The organism is Micromonospora sp. BQ32 (assembly GCF_059358895.1).
The window spans coordinates 234,940-250,742 of record NZ_JCADBI010000010.1; the positions used below are offsets into that span (position 1 = coordinate 234,940).

The window sequence follows — 15,803 nt, forward strand, 5'->3', positions numbered from 1 at the left end:
GGCGGTTCACCCGGATCGGGTGAACCGCCGTCACCCGTCCGCCCGGCAGGTTCGGTGGGCGACGACCGGAACCGGGGGTGGGGTGCCATGACCGAGGTGGTGGGTGTCCGCGACGACCAGCGGATCCAACGCGACGTCCTGGCCGAGTTGGCCTGGGACCCCAGGCTGCAACCGAACGAGATCGGGGTGACCGTCGACCAGGGCGTGGTCACCCTGACCGGATTCGTGGACGGTGCCGCCCGCGGTTGGGCCGCGACCCGATGCGCTCAGCGGGTTCGCGGCGTACGGGCGGTGGCCGACGAGATGGAGGTGCGGCTGCCCGGCACTCCGGGGCGTACCGACGCCGAGGTCGCCATCGCCGCCACCCGCGCCCTGGAGTGGGACAGCTTCGTGCCCGCCGAACGGCTGGACGTGACCGTGGCCAACGGCTGGCTGATGCTGCGCGGTGAGGTCGAGTTCGGGTGGCAGCGGCGGGCCGCCGAGGGCGAGGTGCGCCGGCTCGACGGCGTACGGGGGATCACCAACCTGATCGAGGTACGACCTGCGGCACCACCGGCCGAGCGGCTGCGGCGGGACGTCCAGCGGGCGCTGTCGCGCACGCTCGGCGGCGAGCGGGTGACCGTCGAGGTGGACGGCGACACGCTGGTCCTCGCCGGGGTGGTCCGCTCCTGGTGGGAACGCGACCAGGTCGAGCGGGTGGCGTGGTCCGCGCCCGGGGTGCGGGTGGTCCACGACCAACTCCTGGTGGGCGGGTGATCGTCCGGCATGTCCGGTTTACCCGGCACACCACCGGGAAACCGCCGCCGACCGGCTCGACCGGCGGTGCCGCCGCACCGGGGATCAGCCGTACCGGGGATCAACGGGGAGGACTCGTGGCCGTGAACCACCCGACTGCGGGCCGCCCCGAGGAGCGGTCGCTGCGTGTCGCGATGGTGGTTCCGCCGTGGTTGTCCGTTCCGCCGCCCGGCTACGGCGGCCTTGAGCAGGTCGTCGCCGCCCTGGTGGACGCGCTCTGCGAGCAGGGGCACGCGGTGACCCTGTTCGGTGCCGGCGGTGACCACGGCACGGCGGCCGACGGCTTCGTCTCCACCGTCGCCGAGGTCCAGTACGAGCGGCTCGGCGAGTCCCTGCCCGAGCTGGCTCACCTGGCCCGGGTGAATCGGCTGATCAGCGCGGCCGACTTCGACGTGGTCCACGACCACACCACGATCGGTCCGCTGGTCGCCGGCCGCCGGGCCGTGCCGACGGTCGCGACCGTGCACGGAAACCCCGTGGGGGAGTACGGCGACGTGCTCAGTGACATCGACTCGGGCGTCGCCCTGGCGGCGATCTCGCACGCCCAGCGCCGACTGAACCCGCACCTGCCCTGGGCCGGCACGGTGCACAACGCGCTGGACATCCGCGGCTTTCCGCGCAAGCACACGCCCGGCGCGGGGCCGGTGCTGTGGCTGGCCCGGTTCAGCCCGGACAAGGGCCCGGACACCGCCATCCGGGCGTGCCGGGCGGCGGGGTTGCCCCTGCTGCTGGCCGGGAAGTGCAACGAGCCGGCCGAGCGCCGCTACTACGAGCAGGTCGTCGCGCCGATGGTCGACGACGATGTGACCGTCGTCCTCAACGCGGACCGCGCGACGACGCTGCGGATGCTGGTCGACGCCCGCTGTCTGATCATGCCGATCCAGTGGGACGAGCCGTTCGGCATGGTGATGCTGGAGGCGATGGCGACCGGCACACCGGTGGTCGCGCTCAACCGGGGTGCGGTGCCGGAGCTGGTTCGGCCGGGGTTGACCGGGCTCGTCGTCGAGCGGTCCGAGGAGCTACCCGCGGCGTTGCTCGCGGCGGCGCGACTCGACCCGGAGGACTGCGTGGCGCACGTCGCGCAGAACTTCTCGGTCGAGCGGATGGCGAACGGCTACGCGGAGGTCTATCGGCGCTTCGCCCTCGGCCGGCACGACGTCCGCGAACCGGCCCGGGTGCCGGTGCGCTGATTCACCCGTGTCGCCGGGTCAGGCCCCGGTCGCGCCCAGCTCGGCGATGGCGGCGTCGAGCCGAGACGCGTACGCCGGGCTGATGCCGCCCTCACCGAGGCGGACGGTGACCTTCGCGCGCAGCCGGGCCACCGGTGGCGCCAGCTCTTCCCGGCCGGAGCTGACCGCGACGGTCAGATTGCGCAGCTCGTTGCGCAGGTCGAGGGCCACGTCGTCGCGGATCTCCCCGGCGCTCAGCCCGGCGCCGATCAACCCGTCGACCCGGTTCGCGACCTCGGTCAGGGTGCCCGGGTTCGAGGTGGGCGCGCCGGTGGTCGGCTTCGTCGACGGTGCCGGGGTCGGCGGGGTCGGCGCGGACGACTCGGGGGCCGGCGGGTCGGTCGACGGGGTCGTCACCGGACCAGCGGAGGGCTGCGCCCGGCGGGTCGGCTGCTGTTCGGGCAGCAGGGCCACCCCGGCCAGCGTCGCCCCGATGGCCAGCACCAGTAACAGCAGCAGTCGCCGCCGGGACCAGCGGCCAGACCTGGTCGTCGGCTCGTCCGGCGCGGCGGAGGCCCCGGCGTCCGAGGTGTCTCCGCTCGGTCGCGCTGCCGCCGGGGCGCTGGCCGTCGCCACGGCGGGCGACTGCGGTGGCAGGGGCTGGGTGGGCACCCGGATGGTCGCGGTCGGGGGTTCGACGGGCAGCGAATGGTCGCGGAGCGCCGTGGCGACCTGCCGGGCGGTCGGCCGGTCGGCCGGGTTCCGGGCGAGGCTGCGCAGGCAGATCTGGGCCACCGGTGCGGGCAGGTCCGGTAGGTCGGCCAGCGTCGGCGGCGGGCCACTGGCCAGCGCGGCGCTGAGCTGCTCCCAGGTGTCCGCCGGATACGGGACCCGGCCGGTGAGCGCCTCGTGCAGCAGCACGCCGAGCGAGTACACGTCGGTGGACGGCTGGGCCGGCGCGCCGTCGAGGCGTTCCGGGGCGACGTACGCCGGGGTGCCGAAGGTCTCGCCGTCCTCGTCCTCGTCGGGCGCGCCGATCCGGGTGGCGATGCCGAAGTCGAGCACCTTGACGCCCGTCCCGGTCATCATCACGTTGGCCGGGGTGATGTCCCGGTGCACGATGCCGAGCCGGTGCGCGGCGGCCAGCGCGTCCGCGACCTGCGCGCCCACCTGGACCGCCTCGGTCCACGGCAGCGGCCCCTCGGTGAGCCGTAGCTTCAACTCCTCGCCGCTGAGCAGCTCCATCACCACGAACGAGGTGATCGAGCCGTCCGGGTCGACCGTCTCGCCGTAGTCGTGCACGGAGGTCAGGTGCGGGTGCACCAGCTGGGCGGCGGCCCGTGCCTCCTCGCGCACCATGCCCCGGAACCTCGCGTCGGCGGCGAGTGACGGGGCGAGCACCTTGAGCGCGACCACCCGGTCCAGTACCTCGTCCCGGGCACGCCAGATGACCGACATGCCACCGGCGCCGATCTGGTCCAGAAGTCGGTATCTGCGAGCCAGCAATCGGCCCGGATGCAGTGCTGCCTTCACGGATCGCACCTGCCTCAGGGGTGGGAGCGGTATCAGGTTGCGCGAATGCGTCCGGCCTGTCAACGCCGTTGCCACCGGCCGTCGGCGGACGGTGCCTGCCGTGCGCCGACCGCCGGTGGACGGCGGCCCACCGGTCGGCGGCGGGCGCGTGCCAGGATGAGAGTCATGGCGGGGGGACCGGTGGCGTTCGTGCTCGGCGGCGGGGGAGTGCTCGGCGCGGTCGAGGTCGGCATGTTGCGGGCGCTGTTCCGCGCCGGCATCCAACCCGACATGGTGCTCGGCACCTCGATCGGCGCGGTGAACGGCGCGTTGGTCGCCGCCGACCCGACCGAGGCGGTCACCGACCGGCTGGTCCGGCTCTGGGCCTCACCGGAGGCGAGCGAGGTGTACGGCGACTCGGTGGCCCGGCAGCTGCGCCGCTTCGCCGCCCGCACCCACCTGCACTCGCCCCGGCCGCTGCGCCGCCTGTTGGAGACCGAGCTGGGGGTGGACACCACCTTCGCCGACCTGCGGGTGCCGTTCCGGTGCTGCGCCGCCCACATCGAGCGCGCCGCCGAGCACTGGTTCGACAGCGGTCCGGTGGTGCCAGCGGTGATGGCGTCGGCCTCGGTGCCGGGCCTGCTTCCGCCGATGCAGATCGACGGCGCGCACTACGTGGACGGCGGGATCGTCAACTCCATCCCGATCGGCGAGGCGGTGGCCGTCGGCGCCCGTCGGATCTACGTCCTCCAGGTGGGTCGGATCGAACGGGAGCTGACCCCGCCCCGCCGCCCGTGGGAGATCGCGCAGGTCGCGTTCGAGATCTCCCGCCGGCACCGCTTCTTCCGGGAGATGGCGGCGCTGCCCGAGGGGGTGGAGGTGCACGTCCTGCCGACCGGCGGGCTCAACCCCCGCGACGACACGCCGTGGGCGTACCGGGACATGGCGGCGGTGGGACGGCGGATCAGTCGCGCGTACACCGCCTCCCGGCGCTACCTCGCCACCCACCTGGAGCGGTGATGCCGCTGCCTCCCCGGTGGCTGCGTCGGCTGTTGTTCGCCCCCGCCGTCGTGCTGCTCGCCTTCCTGGTGGTCACCACGTTGCCGATCTGGGCGCTGCTCGCCGCGGCCGCGTCCCCGCTGGTCCCGGGCCGGCTGCGCCCGCTGCGACTGCTCTGGATCGGCTGCTTCTACCTGGTCTGGGACGCCGCCGCGCTGCTCGCCCTCTTCCTGCTCTGGGTCGTCTCCGGCTTTGGCTGGCGGACCCGGTCTCCAGCCTTCCAGCGCGCGCACTACGTGCTGGCCGGCTGGTTCCTGCGGGTGCTGTTCTGGCAGGCACGTTGGACACTGCGGTTGCGCATCGACGTGGTGGGCACCGACCCGGACACCGCGCTGCCCGGCCGGCCCGAGCTGGTGCTCTGTCGGCACGCCGGGCCGGGCGACTCGTTCATCCTGATCCACGGGCTGGTCAACTGGTTCCACCGGGAGCCCCGGATCGTCCTCAAGGACAGCCTCCAGTGGGATCCGGCGATCGACGTGCTGCTCAACCGGCTGCCCAACCGGTTCATCGCGCCGACTCCGGAGCGCGGCGAGGAGACGGTACGCCAGGTCGGGCACCTCGCCACCGGCCTCGACGACAACGACGCCTTCGTGATCTTCCCTGAGGGTGGCAACTTCACCCCCAGGCGACGGCTGCGCGCCATCGCCCGGCTGCGCTCCCTCGGCCTGGAACGAATGGCCCTGCGCGCCGAGCGGATGCGTCACGTGCTCGCCCCGCAGCCCGGCGGGATGCTCGCCGCGCTGGACGCCGCCCCGGACGCCGGGGTCATCTTCGTGGCCCACACCGGGCTGGACCGGATGCTCACCGTCGCCGACGTGTGGCGGGAACTGCCGATGGACAAGCGGATCGTGATGCGGTTCTGGTCGGTGCCGCCGGAGGACGTACCGATTGGGCGGCAGCAGCGCATCGACTGGCTCTTCGATTGGTGGGCGCAGATTGATGCCTGGATCGCCGCTAATCGGTAAATGTCCGCGTAGGGTGCGGGCGTGAACGAGATCTGCGTGGTGACAACGGTGGTGGATGCGCGTTCGGTCGCCGACGTGCTGGCGGCTGCGGCCGTCGCCGGCAGGCTCGCCGCCTGCGCCCAGGTGGGTGGTCAGGTGGACAGCACCTACTGGTGGCGGTCCGGGGTGGAGACGAGCACCGAGTGGTCGGTGCAGTTCAAGACCGCACCGGATCGGCTCACCGCGTTGCTGGACCAGATCCGGGTCAGCCACCCGTACGAGGTGCCGGAGATCCTGGTGTCCAGAGTGGAGAGCGGCAACCCCGACTACGCCACCTGGGTGTACGAACACACCCGATCCTGAGTACGCGCACTCTGGGCCGCGCCCGGGTCGGTTGTCGATGATGACCGGGTGGACGACACCCGTTACCCCTGCCCCGCCTGCGGTGCGCCGGCCGATCTGAGCGCCGGTTGCTCCGGCTGCCGGCGCGCGCCCGACCCGATCGCCGCTGAGGTGGTTCGGTTGAGCCGGGAGGTCGCCGAGCTTGAGCCGGAGGTGGAGCGGGCTCGGCGCGCGTACACCGAGCTGGCCGGACGTCTGTCGGCCGTGTCGCGGCGGCGGGCAGACCTGGCGGCGGTCGTCCGGGCCGGGTTGGCGGCCTCGGTGGTGGCGCGCCCGGCGTCGCTCGTCGGGCCGGCCCCGTCCATCGGCCCGGGCCCCGGGCTCGCTACGGATGCGCGGCCGGGTGCGGCGGAGACCTCGACCCGGACCGTCCAGGGTCTGCTCTTCGTCCTCGGTGGACTCCTGCTGGGCACCGCGGCGGTGGTGTTCACCGCGGTGGCCTGGGCGGCGGTGGGGGTTGGCGGTCGGGCGTTGATCCTGGCGGCGTTCACCGCGCTCGCGCTGGGCGTACCGCTGCTGGCGGTCCGCCGAGGGCTGCGCGGTACGGCGGAGACGTTCGCCGCGGTGGGTCTGCTGCTGGTGGTGCTGGACGGTTACGCGGCCTGGTCCGTTGACCTGGCCGGGGTGACCGGCTGGCCGGGCAGCCGGTACGCCGCGCTGGTCGGGGGGGCCAGCGCGGCGGTCGCCGTGGCGTACGGCCGGTGGAGCGGGTTGACGGGGCCCTGGTTCGCCGCCCTGGTGGTCGCTCAGCCGGCGTTGCCGCTGCTCGCCGCCGAGGCCGGGCTGGGTGCGGCCGGGTGGTCGTTGGTGCTGCTCGGGGTGGCGTTGCTGAACCTGGCCGTGCTGGCCGCGTTGCGGGGCCGAGCGGGGGCGGCGCAGCTCGTCGGCCGGGTGCTGGCCGCCGCGGGTCACGTCGCCGCGCTGGTGGGGGCCGCGGCGTGCGCGGTGGTGCCGCTGGTCGGTGGGCGGGCGGGGGGCTCGCCACTGCTGGCCGGGGTGCCGCTGGTGCTGGTCGCGCTCACCGGGCTCGGTGCGGCCTGGCTCGTCGGGGGGCGGGCGTTGCGGGCGGTGGGGGCCGGGCTGCTGGTGCCGGTGTTCGCCGCCGCCCTGCTGCGTCCGGTGGCCGAGCTGCGGCCGTCCCTGCTGCTGCTCGCGGCGGCGACGGTGGCGCTCGGGCTGGCCGCCGCCGTGCGGCTCCTGCCGGCGGCGGCCGGGGCGGCGGTGGACGGCGGTGGCGGTTGGCGCACCGGCCCGCGGGCGGGTGCGCTGGTCGTCGCGGCGGGCACGGCGCAGGTCACCGTGCTGATCACCATCGGGCTGGCGGTCGCCGCCGCCGGTCGGTCGCTGCCGCCCTGGGGCGGGGCTGGGACGGGGCCGGACCTGCGCTGGGGCTGGCAGCTGGCACCCGCGGTGGCGTTGGCGATCGGCGCCACGGTGCTGCTGCTGCCCCGGACTGCGCGGGCGGTGCTCGCCACGGCCGGCGCGGTGGCGGTGCTGTTCGCCGTCCCCGCCGGCTGGACGGCCTTCTGGCCTCAGGTGGTGGCCGTCGACCTGGTCGGTGGGGTCGCGCTGCTGCTCGCCGTGCTGGCCCGTCCGACCACCTCATCGGTCGCCCTGCGTACCCGCGCGCTCGGCGGTGCCGCCCTGCTCGGGCACGGGCTGCTGGTCGCCCTGGCCGACCCGACCGGTGCCCTGGTGGCGCTGGGCGTCATCGCCGCGGTCGGGCTGGCACTGGCCGTTCGACGGGGGGACGGGGCGTACCGGGAGGTGGCCGGTGGGGGCCTGCTGGTCGGGCAGCTCGCACTGCCCGGGATCGCGGCGGTTGCGTTGTTCGCCGCCGGCGGGCCGCCGTGGTGGCAGGCCCGGCTCGCCCTGGCCGCCGCCGGGCTGTCGCTGGTCGCGGTGCTCGCGGCCCGTCGCCACCGGGTGGAGCTGATCGGGTACGCGGTGACCGGCGCCGTCGTCGCGGTGACCGTGCCCGGCCTCGCGCCGCTGGTCGGGGCGGGTGACGAGCCGCTCGCGCTGTACGCCGCGCTGGCGGCGCTGGGGGTCGTGTTCGTCTTCTGCTGGCTGCCGTCGGCGAGCGCCTCCGGGCAGGCGGCCCTCGGGGAACGGCCGGCGGCCGACGGGCGCGAGCCGGCCCGGTCGGCGCTGTTGCTGGCGGCGGGCGGAACGCTGGCGGCGGTCGCCGTCCTGGCGGCCCTGCCGACGGTGCTGACCGCGTTCGGGTCGCCCTACGGCGGCCTCGACCGGGTGTGGTCGGGGGTGCCCACGGTCGTCGCCGACCCGACGGTGCTCCCGGTCGGGTTCGCGCTGGTCGTGCTGGCGGCGGTCGGCGGGTTGGTCGGTCGGCGGGTCGGCCTGCCGGTGCCGCCCGCGCTGCCGTTCGTCGCGGCGGCGCTGCCGGTACTGCTCATCGCGATCGGCGCGCCGTGGCCGGTGCTGCCGGTCGCCGTCCTGCTCGCCGGCCTGGCCGCGCTGCTGTTCACCGCGCTGGCGGCGGCCCGCCCGGCGCTGGCACCGGTCGCCGTGCCGGTGGGCGTGGTGCTGGTGGCCTCCGGTGTGCTCGGTCTACTGGCCACCCGGGCCGGGACGCTCGCCGCCGAGGGGGCGCTGCTGGTGGCGGCGGTCGCGGTCGCCGTGGGGGCGCGCAGCTTCGCAGTGCGGGTCGCCGGTTGTCTCGCCGCCGTGGGCGCGGCGTCCGCGCTGGCGGTGACCGCCCCGCTCGCCGGTGGGCTGCCGGTGCGGGCTGCCGCGTACTCACTGCTGGCGGTGGCCGCGTTGGTGCTGGCCGCCGCGGGGGTCACCCCGGCACGGGCCCGGCTGGGACGGGTGCTGGACGCCGCCGCGCAGGCCGTCGCGCTGGTGGCGGCGGTGCTCGCCGTCGACGTGGCGCGGCACCTCGCCACCGTCTGCGTGCTCTGGGGTGTCGCCGTCGCGCTGCGACTGCTGCGCAGGGGTGAACCGGCCGGCCGGCGGTGGACGTTCGCCGGGGTCGCCGCCGGCAGCGAGTTGCTGGGGGCCTGGGTGCTGCTGGCCGCCGGCGGGGTGACCGTGCTGGAGGCGTACACCCTGCCGGCCGCGGCGCTCGCCGTCGGCGCGGGTCTGCTGGCGCTGCGCACCCGGCCGGGGCTGACCAGCTGGCCGGCCCTCGGCCCGGGGCTGGTCGCGGCGTTGCTGCCCAGTCTCGTGTCGGTGCTGGCCGGGCCGGACCCGCAGCCGTGGCGGCGGCTGCTCCTGGGGGCGGCGGCGACCGGCGCGGTGCTGGCCGGCGCGACCCGCCGGTGGCAGGCGCCGGTGCTGCTCGGCGGCGGGGTGCTGACGCTTCTGGCGCTGCACGAGCTGGCCCGGGGGTGGGACCTGCTGCCCCGGTGGATCTATCTGGGCGTCGGCGGTCTGGCGCTGGTCGGGCTCGCCGCCACCTACGAGCGACGGCGACGTGACCTGGCTCGACTGCGCGCAGCGGTGGGCCGACTCGGCTGAGTCAAACCAGTGGGGGGTAGGGCCTGCCCTACCCCCCATTCGGGGGTTGTCGGGGTTACTCAGCGCTACCGCGATCGGGAGACTTGACATTAAGCCCGAACCACCCCGGTACGGGCGCAAGCGGAACGGGAGCAGCGATGGCGCTCGGAGCGGTGGCGGAACCGCCGGTACGACGGCGAGGTAGTGACTACGCACAGTTGTCCCGACGGATCAGCCAGGCGGGCCTGCTGGAGCGGCGCCCCGGCTGGTATGTCACCCGCATCGTGCTCACCCTCGGTGCCTTCGTGGCCGGCTGGGTGGCCGTGTTCCTGCTCGGCGACTCCTGGTGGCAGCTCCCGCTCGCGGCCCTGATGGCGGTGGCCACCACCCAGGTCGCGTTCCTCGGCCACGACGCCGGGCACCGGCAGATGTTCCGTCGGCGTGGCCCCAGCGAGTTGGTGGGGCTGCTCGCCGGCAACGTGGCGGTGGGGATCAGCTACGGCTGGTGGGTCGACAAGCACAACCGGCACCACGCCAACCCGAACCACGAGGACGAGGACCCGGACGTCGGCGCGGGGGCCCTGGTGTGGACGCCCGAGCAGGCGTTGGAGACCCGGGGGTTCGGCCGTTGGATGGCTCAGCGGCAGGCGTACTTCTTCTTCCCGATGCTGCTGCTCGAGGGTCTGAACCTGCACGTGGCGAGCATCCGGGCGATCGTCGGCCGGGAGGACGGCAAGTACACCGTCCCGATGCGGCACCGGGCGGTCGAGGCGGCGCTGCTCGCCGTGCACACCGCCGCTTACGTGGCGCTGCTGTTGGCGGTCATGTCCCCGGTCAAGGCGCTGCTCTTCGCCGTCGTGCACCAGGCGCTGTGGGGCCTCTACATGGGCTGCGCGTTCGCGCCGAACCACAAGGGCATGCCGATGCCGACCGCCGAGGACGAGTTGGACTTCCTGCGTAAGCAGGTGCTGACCTCCCGCAACGTGCGAGGCAGCCGACTGGTGGACACCACGCTCGGCGGTCTCAATTACCAGATCGAGCACCACCTCTTTCCGAACATGCCCCGCGCCAACCTGCGCCGGGCCCAGCCGATCGTCCGTGCCTACTGCGTCGAGCAGGGCATCCCGTACGCCGAGACCGGGCTGGTCGAGTCGTACCGGCAGGCACTCGGTCATCTGCACGAGGTGGGTCGGCCGCTGCGCGGCTGACGCGATACCGATCGGTGGGGCGGCATCTGATGATGCCGCCCCGTCGTCGCGTTTCTGGCCGGCACCGCTTGCGGGAGACCCTGGGATCGAGGGAGCGCGTCCGGTCAACCAGCCGCCCCACCGGTAGGGTCTGGTCATGGCAGACCTGCTCACCGCGGAGGCGGTGCGAGAAGGGCTGAGCGGGTTGACCGACTGGTCGGGCGACCCGACCGGCATCGGTCGTACCGCCCAGCTCAGCAGTTTCCCGGCCGCCATCGCGGTGGTGGACCGGGTGGCGGCGGTGGCCGAGGAGCTCGACCACCATCCCGACATCGACATCCGATGGCGGACCCTGACCTTCCGCTGTGTCACGCACTCGGCCGGTGGGGTCACCCACCGGGACATCGAGCTGGCCCGGCGGATTGACGACATCGTCCGGAGTGCGGCATGAGATTCGAGATCAGCAAGGTTCTGGATGCCATCGAGGGTCGGGTCTGCACGGACCCGTCACTGGCCCGAGCCGTGGTCGACCTGGCCGAGGTGATCCGCTACCAGGACATCGACGGTGGCCGGCCGGCCAGCCTGCTCCGCCTCGGCATGGTCATCGACGCGCTCTCCCGCGAGCTGGAGGAAGACAGCGTCCAGGTCTACGCGGTGGTGCACCGGGCGTTGCTCTCCGACGCCGACCTCACCTCGAATGAGCGGATGGTCGTCCGCCGCTGGGCCGACGACGGGCTCGTCGAGGTGCTCGACAACCCGGGTGACCGGATGCTGGAGGTCGCCGACCTGCTCGGTCTACCGGTGCTCAGCCGGGTCCGCTTCGACGGGTTGCGGGGTCGGTTCCCGTGGCTGGTCGAGCAGCCCGGTCGGGTGCTCGCGCCGGTGCCTGGCGCTGGCGGCCCGGTGTTCATCGCGCACGTCGGCGGTGGGCACTCGCCGGTGGCTGGCAAGCGGTCGCCGACCGGCGCCAAGCTGCTGGCCCGCCAGTGGCGCTGCCCGGAGTCGGGCTGCGCGCTGTTCGGCGGCGGTGGTGGGGGCGGCGCGTTCGCCGACCTGGCCGGGGGCGCCGACCGCAGCCCCGCCGCGCAGCCGCCGCCAGCCCTGCGCAACGGCGTGCCGACCTGCCCCCGGCACGGCGTACGGCTCGGTGACGGCGGCCCGCGTCCGCGGACCGAGGTGCTCGCGGTGCGCGTCGGCGGTCTGGTCCGGCGGCGGTTCGTGCTCAGCGAGGAGCAGCCGATCGTGGCTGGTCGGGCGCCGGAGCAGGACGGCGGGATCATGCTCGGGCAGTGGCTCAACGACGAGGCCCGACGCTGGATCAGCCGCGGTCACGTCCGCTTCGAGCTGCGGGTCGGTGAGGTCATCGTGACCGACGTCAGCACCAACGGCTCCGGCATCCGCCCGGCCGGTTCGATGGCCGAGTCGGACCGGATCCCGTTGGCCCCGCAGCAGTCCCGGGTGCTGGGCGAGAACGACATGGTGGAGCTGTACCCGGGGGTGCAGATCGGTCGGGCCGAGGAACTGCCCACCGGTGCCCCGTTCACCCCCACCTCGGTGATGGCCGAGGCCCCGACGATGGCCATGCGCCTACCCCGCCCCTGACCCGCCCCGCGCTGCGGCCGCGTCGCCCCCCGGCGGCCGGCCCGCGGCCGGTCATGATCCGCACAAGAACAGGGAAAGTGCTGCCTCAGTCGGTGCCGAGGCAGCACTTTCCCTGTAGTTGCGCAGATCTTGACCAGCGGGGTCCGTCAGCCGGCCAGCACCTCGGCCAGCTGGGTCACCGCCAGGTCGATCTCCTCTTCGGTGATCACCAGCGGCGGGGCGAGCCGGATGGTCGAGCCGTGGGTGTCCTTGGCGAGCACTCCGCGAGCGGCGAGCCGCTCACACGCCTCCCGGCCGCTCATCAGCGCTGGGTCGATGTCCAGACCGGCCCACAGGCCACGGACGCGTACCCCGACGAGACCCTTGCCGACCAGCCCTTCCAGGCCGGCCCGCAGCCGCTCACCCAGCTCGGCCGAACGGCGCTGGAACTCGCCGGTGGCCAGCAGCCGGACCACCTCGATGGCCACCGCGCAGGCGAGCGGGTTGCCGCCGAAGGTGGAGCCGTGCTGCCCGGGCTTGAGGACGCCCAGCACGTCGGCGTTCGCGGCCACCGCGGAGACCGGCACGATGCCGCCGCCGAGCGCCTTGCCGAGCAGGTACATGTCGGGCACGACGCCCTCGTGGTCGCAGGCGAAGGTCGCGCCGGTACGCCCCAGACCCGACTGGATCTCGTCGGCGATGAACAGCACGTCGCGCTCGGTGCAGACCTGGCGTACGCCCGGCAGGTAGCCCTCCGGCGGCACCACCACACCCTGCTCACCCTGGATCGGCTCCAGCAGCACGGCCACGGTGTTCTCGTCGATCGCGGCGGTCAGCGCGTCCAGGTCGCCGTACGGCACGACCGTGAACCCCGGGGTGTACGGCCCGAAGTCGGCGCGGGCGTCCGCGTCGGTGGAGAAGCTCACGATGGTGGTGGTCCGGCCGTGGAAGTTGCCCTCGGCGACCACGATGTTGGCCTGCCCGGCGGCCACGCCCTTGACCTGGTAGCCCCACTTGCGGGCCACCTTGATCCCGGTCTCCACCGCCTCGGCGCCGGTGTTCATCGGCAGCACGAGGTCCTTGCCGCACAGCTCGGCCAGCTCCCGGCAGAAGTCGGCGAACTGGTCGTGAATGAACGCCCGGCTGGTCAGCGTCAGCCGGTCCAGTTGGGCGTGCGCGGCGGCGATCAGCTGCGGGTGCCGGTGACCGAAGTTCAGCGCGGAGTAACCGGCCAGGCAGTCCAGGTAGCGGCGGCCATCCACATCGGTGAGCCAGGCGCCCTCGGCGGACGAGATCACCACCGGCAGCGGGTGGTAGTTGTGCGCTGTCCAGCGCTCGGCGTCCCGGACCGCTCCCGGCGTACGCAGCTTGTCATCCACGATCACTTGCTTGCCTTTCCCTGACGGAGTCGCAGCGTGCAGCACTTCGGTCCGCCGCCGGCCTTACGTAGCTCGGACAGGTCGACCCCGATGGTTTCGTAGCCCCGGTCGCGCAGCTTGGCGGCCAGGTCGGTGGCCTGCGCGGGCAGCACCACGTGCCGCCCGTCGCTGACCGCGTTCAGCCCCAGCACCTCGGCGTCGGCCATGGTGGCGTGCACCGCGTCGGGGAAGAGCCGGCGCAGCACCGCCTGGCTGCCGGGGGAGAACGCCTCCGGCAGGTACGCCACGGTCCGCTCGTCGAGCACGGTCAACGCGGTGTCCAGGTGGTAGAAGCGCGGGTCGACCAGCTGCATGGTGATCACCGGGTAGCCGAAGACCTCCTGCAACTGGGCGTGTGCGGCGTGTGCCGTGCGGAAGCCGGTGCCGGCCAGCAGGTGGTCACCGGCCAGCAGGACGTCGCCCTCGCCCTCGTTGACGTGCTTCGGGTCGTACATCTCGAAGCCGGCGGCCTCGAACCAGGCCCGGTACGCGGGCGCCTCGTCGGCGCGCTGCGGGTCACGGAACTGCACGGCCATCGCCTTGCCGTCGATCACGGTGCCGCCGTTGGCGGCGAAGACCATGTCGGGCAGGCCGGGCACCGGAGTGATCTCCTCGACGGTGTGGCCCAGGTCGAGATACGTCTGGCGCAGCTGCTCCCACTGCCGGACGGCCAGCGCGGCGTCGACCGGCGCGCTCGGGTCCATCCAGGGGTTGATGGCGTAGTCGACGGCGAAGTACGTCGGCCGGCACATCAACAGGCGCTGGCTGGTGGCGTCCATCGTCATTGTCCTGCTCCCAGGGGTCGGGCGCGCCCGGCCACCGTGGCCCACGGGCTGGCGCCGTTGCTCAACGTTATGCGGCGTCAGCGGCAGGATCCACCACCGAGAGTTGCGCAGACCGAAGATTCGTTGCGTGTGAGCGGTCCATGGCTACGAATCGTTGCGTCGAGGGTTTCCTGGGCGGGTTTCGTGTTTCCAACCACCTGCCGCGGGCTTCGCGCGGTGCCTCCGCGGTGCCTCCGCGGTGCCTTCGCTGGGCCTTTGCTCTGCTGCCTTATGTGCACCACCTCCCGCACGCCCGGCATCCGGTCGTGCGGGAGGTGCATGCGGCGCAGCAGAGCAAAGGTGGCGGGTAAGGACGGCCGGGCCCGTCGCTGTCCGCAGGGGTTCGGGTCAGGCCGGCGAGCCATCCCAAGGAACTGCCAGGGCCCGGAAACACTTCAGGGGCGGCGAACCGCCGCCCCTGAAAGGGTGTCGCCCGGCCGGTGAACCACCGGACTGATCGGGCTGCCGGCGAACCGCCGGCTGTTCCGCCGGTGCATCACCGGCGAGCGGAACAGTGCCCGCTAGAAACGATCCACAAACTGTGAGTCAAGCCACTCTCGGAAGCGCTGCACCCAGTCGCCGTCGGTGGTCGGCCAGTCGAACTGGCCGGTCATCGCGAGCACCCCGACCACGACCGCGGCCAGCCCGATCAACACGCCGAAGAGCGCGTCGGTCTTGCCGGCGACGTGCCGACGGCGGGTGGCCATCAGGCCGAGCACCGCGAGCACCGCGCCGAACGCGCCAAGCCCGATGCCGTACCCGGCCAGGGTCCCGGTCAGTACGAACATCGCACCGACGACCGAGACGATCAGGCCGAGGGTGGCGAGCAGGCTGGCCCGCGGCTTCGGGCCACGCGTCACCGGCGGCTCGGGCGTGGTCACGCCCGGGGTCGGGTCGACCGGGCGATCAGCGTTGACCCGGTCGGTGGCGGCCCGGTCGGTGCTGTCGGGCCGACTGGTGGTGCTGTCGAGGTCGGCGTCCCGCTCGGCGATGCGCGCCGTGGTCGGGGCGACGGCAGGCCGAGACTCGGTCTCCACCTTGTTGGCGGCGCCGGTGCGGGGCTCGGGTGTGACCGGGCGGGTCGTGCCGTTCACGGGCTCCGGTGCGACCGGGCGGGCGGTGCCGGCCCGGGGATCGGTCTCCACCGGTCGCGCGGTGGCGGCTCGGGCCACCGCCGCCCGCTCGTTGGCCCGTCGCTCGGCCTCGCTGGTCTGGCCGCCGGTCGCGCCGGCGCTGCGGTACGTCGTCTGGTCGGCGTCCCGGTCGGTGACAACCGGGCGGCCGGCGCTGTCGTCGGACTGACCGGTCTCGGTGACCGGGGTGTCGCGGCCGTCCACGCGGCCGTCGAGGTTCTCGTCCCGCGTCGGCGCCGGCTCGGACCGGCGGGACAGCGAAGGAATCCTGACCACTACACACCTCCTGATGAATGCGTGGTGGCCGACGGAAAGGG

The 15,803-nt window shown here is 73.8% G+C and carries 13 protein-coding genes; 9 read left to right on the top strand and 4 right to left on the bottom strand.

Annotation, left to right across the window (positions count from 1 at the left end; translation table 11 throughout):
* The first annotated feature begins 87 nt into the window (after positions 1-87).
* Together AC5L30_RS20525 and AC5L30_RS20530 are read left to right on the top strand one after the other, a co-directional pair.
* Complete coding sequence (locus AC5L30_RS20525; protein ID WP_494869152.1) at positions 88-756, top strand: BON domain-containing protein; 669 nt, start codon at positions 88-90, stop codon at positions 754-756.
* Positions 757-929: 173 nt separating this feature from the next.
* Positions 930-1,985, top strand: coding sequence for a glycosyltransferase family 4 protein (locus AC5L30_RS20530; RefSeq protein ID WP_494869197.1), 1,056 nt, complete (start codon positions 930-932; stop codon positions 1,983-1,985).
* A gap of 18 nt (positions 1,986-2,003) precedes the next feature.
* Here AC5L30_RS20530 and AC5L30_RS20535 read toward each other — a convergent pair whose 3' ends face one another.
* Complete coding sequence (locus AC5L30_RS20535) at positions 2,004-3,497, bottom strand: serine/threonine-protein kinase (RefSeq protein WP_494869154.1); 1,494 nt, start codon at positions 3,495-3,497, stop codon at positions 2,004-2,006.
* A gap of 165 nt (positions 3,498-3,662) precedes the next feature.
* Here AC5L30_RS20535 and AC5L30_RS20540 point away from each other — a divergent pair, with 165 nt between their 5' ends.
* From AC5L30_RS20540 to AC5L30_RS20570, 7 genes are all read left to right on the top strand, one after another.
* Positions 3,663-4,496: a patatin-like phospholipase family protein gene (locus AC5L30_RS20540; protein WP_494869156.1), complete on the top strand. Its 834-nt coding sequence runs from the start codon at positions 3,663-3,665 to the stop codon at positions 4,494-4,496.
* A complete protein-coding gene (locus AC5L30_RS20545) occupies positions 4,496-5,500 on the top strand; it encodes a 1-acyl-sn-glycerol-3-phosphate acyltransferase (RefSeq protein ID WP_494869157.1) in 1,005 nt (334 codons plus the stop codon). Before AC5L30_RS20540 ends, AC5L30_RS20545 begins: the two co-directional genes overlap by 1 nt.
* A gap of 21 nt (positions 5,501-5,521) precedes the next feature.
* Positions 5,522-5,842 carry a divalent-cation tolerance protein CutA gene (gene cutA / locus AC5L30_RS20550; protein ID WP_494869158.1) on the top strand — a complete coding sequence of 107 codons (321 nt, stop codon included), beginning with the start codon at positions 5,522-5,524 and terminating at the stop codon, positions 5,840-5,842.
* Positions 5,843-5,890: 48 nt separating this feature from the next.
* Positions 5,891-9,364 (top strand): SCO7613 C-terminal domain-containing membrane protein, encoded by a 3,474-nt coding sequence (locus AC5L30_RS20555; RefSeq protein WP_494869160.1) that lies wholly within the window; start codon positions 5,891-5,893, stop codon positions 9,362-9,364.
* A 137-nt stretch (positions 9,365-9,501) separates the two neighbouring features.
* The gene (locus AC5L30_RS20560; RefSeq protein ID WP_494869161.1) at positions 9,502-10,551 is read left to right on the top strand and encodes a fatty acid desaturase family protein; all 1,050 of its coding nucleotides are present in this window, start codon (positions 9,502-9,504) and stop codon (positions 10,549-10,551) included.
* 136 nt (positions 10,552-10,687) lie between these two features.
* A complete protein-coding gene (locus AC5L30_RS20565; RefSeq protein WP_494869162.1) occupies positions 10,688-10,981 on the top strand; it encodes a 4a-hydroxytetrahydrobiopterin dehydratase in 294 nt (97 codons plus the stop codon).
* On the top strand, positions 10,978-12,132 hold the full coding sequence (locus AC5L30_RS20570) for an FHA domain-containing protein (protein ID WP_494869163.1): 1,155 nt from the start codon (positions 10,978-10,980) through the stop codon (positions 12,130-12,132). The genes AC5L30_RS20565 and AC5L30_RS20570 overlap by 4 nt, the downstream gene beginning before the upstream one ends.
* Positions 12,133-12,278: 146 nt before the next feature.
* Here AC5L30_RS20570 and rocD read toward each other — a convergent pair whose 3' ends face one another.
* From rocD to AC5L30_RS20585, 3 genes are all read right to left on the bottom strand, one after another.
* Entirely contained in the window at positions 12,279-13,493 is a 1,215-nt protein-coding gene (gene rocD / locus AC5L30_RS20575) for an ornithine--oxo-acid transaminase (RefSeq protein WP_494869198.1), read from the bottom strand.
* Complete coding sequence (ddaH, locus tag AC5L30_RS20580; protein WP_181518433.1) at positions 13,493-14,308, bottom strand: dimethylargininase; 816 nt, start codon at positions 14,306-14,308, stop codon at positions 13,493-13,495. Before ddaH ends, rocD begins: the two co-directional genes overlap by 1 nt.
* 566 nt (positions 14,309-14,874) lie before the next feature.
* Positions 14,875-15,762, bottom strand: coding sequence for a thrombospondin (locus AC5L30_RS20585; protein WP_494869164.1), 888 nt, complete (start codon positions 15,760-15,762; stop codon positions 14,875-14,877).
* Between the last annotated feature and the right edge of the window lie 41 nt (positions 15,763-15,803).

Bases quoted from the DNA above. Each gene is read 5' to 3' on its own strand.
- AC5L30_RS20525 (WP_494869152.1), top strand. From the start codon at position 88: ATGACCGAGGTGGTGGGTGTCCGCGACGACCAGCGGATCCAACGCGAC.
- AC5L30_RS20530 (WP_494869197.1), top strand. From the start codon at position 930: ATGGTGGTTCCGCCGTGGTTGTCCGTTCCGCCGCCCGGCTACGGCGGC.
- AC5L30_RS20540 (WP_494869156.1), top strand. From the start codon at position 3,663: ATGGCGGGGGGACCGGTGGCGTTCGTGCTCGGCGGCGGGGGAGTGCTC.
- AC5L30_RS20545 (WP_494869157.1), top strand. From the start codon at position 4,496: ATGCCGCTGCCTCCCCGGTGGCTGCGTCGGCTGTTGTTCGCCCCCGCC.
- AC5L30_RS20560 (WP_494869161.1), top strand. From the start codon at position 9,502: ATGGCGCTCGGAGCGGTGGCGGAACCGCCGGTACGACGGCGAGGTAGT.
- AC5L30_RS20565 (WP_494869162.1), top strand. From the start codon at position 10,688: ATGGCAGACCTGCTCACCGCGGAGGCGGTGCGAGAAGGGCTGAGCGGG.
- AC5L30_RS20570 (WP_494869163.1), top strand. From the start codon at position 10,978: ATGAGATTCGAGATCAGCAAGGTTCTGGATGCCATCGAGGGTCGGGTC.
- ddaH (WP_181518433.1), bottom strand. From the start codon at position 14,308: ATGGACGCCACCAGCCAGCGCCTGTTGATGTGCCGGCCGACGTACTTC.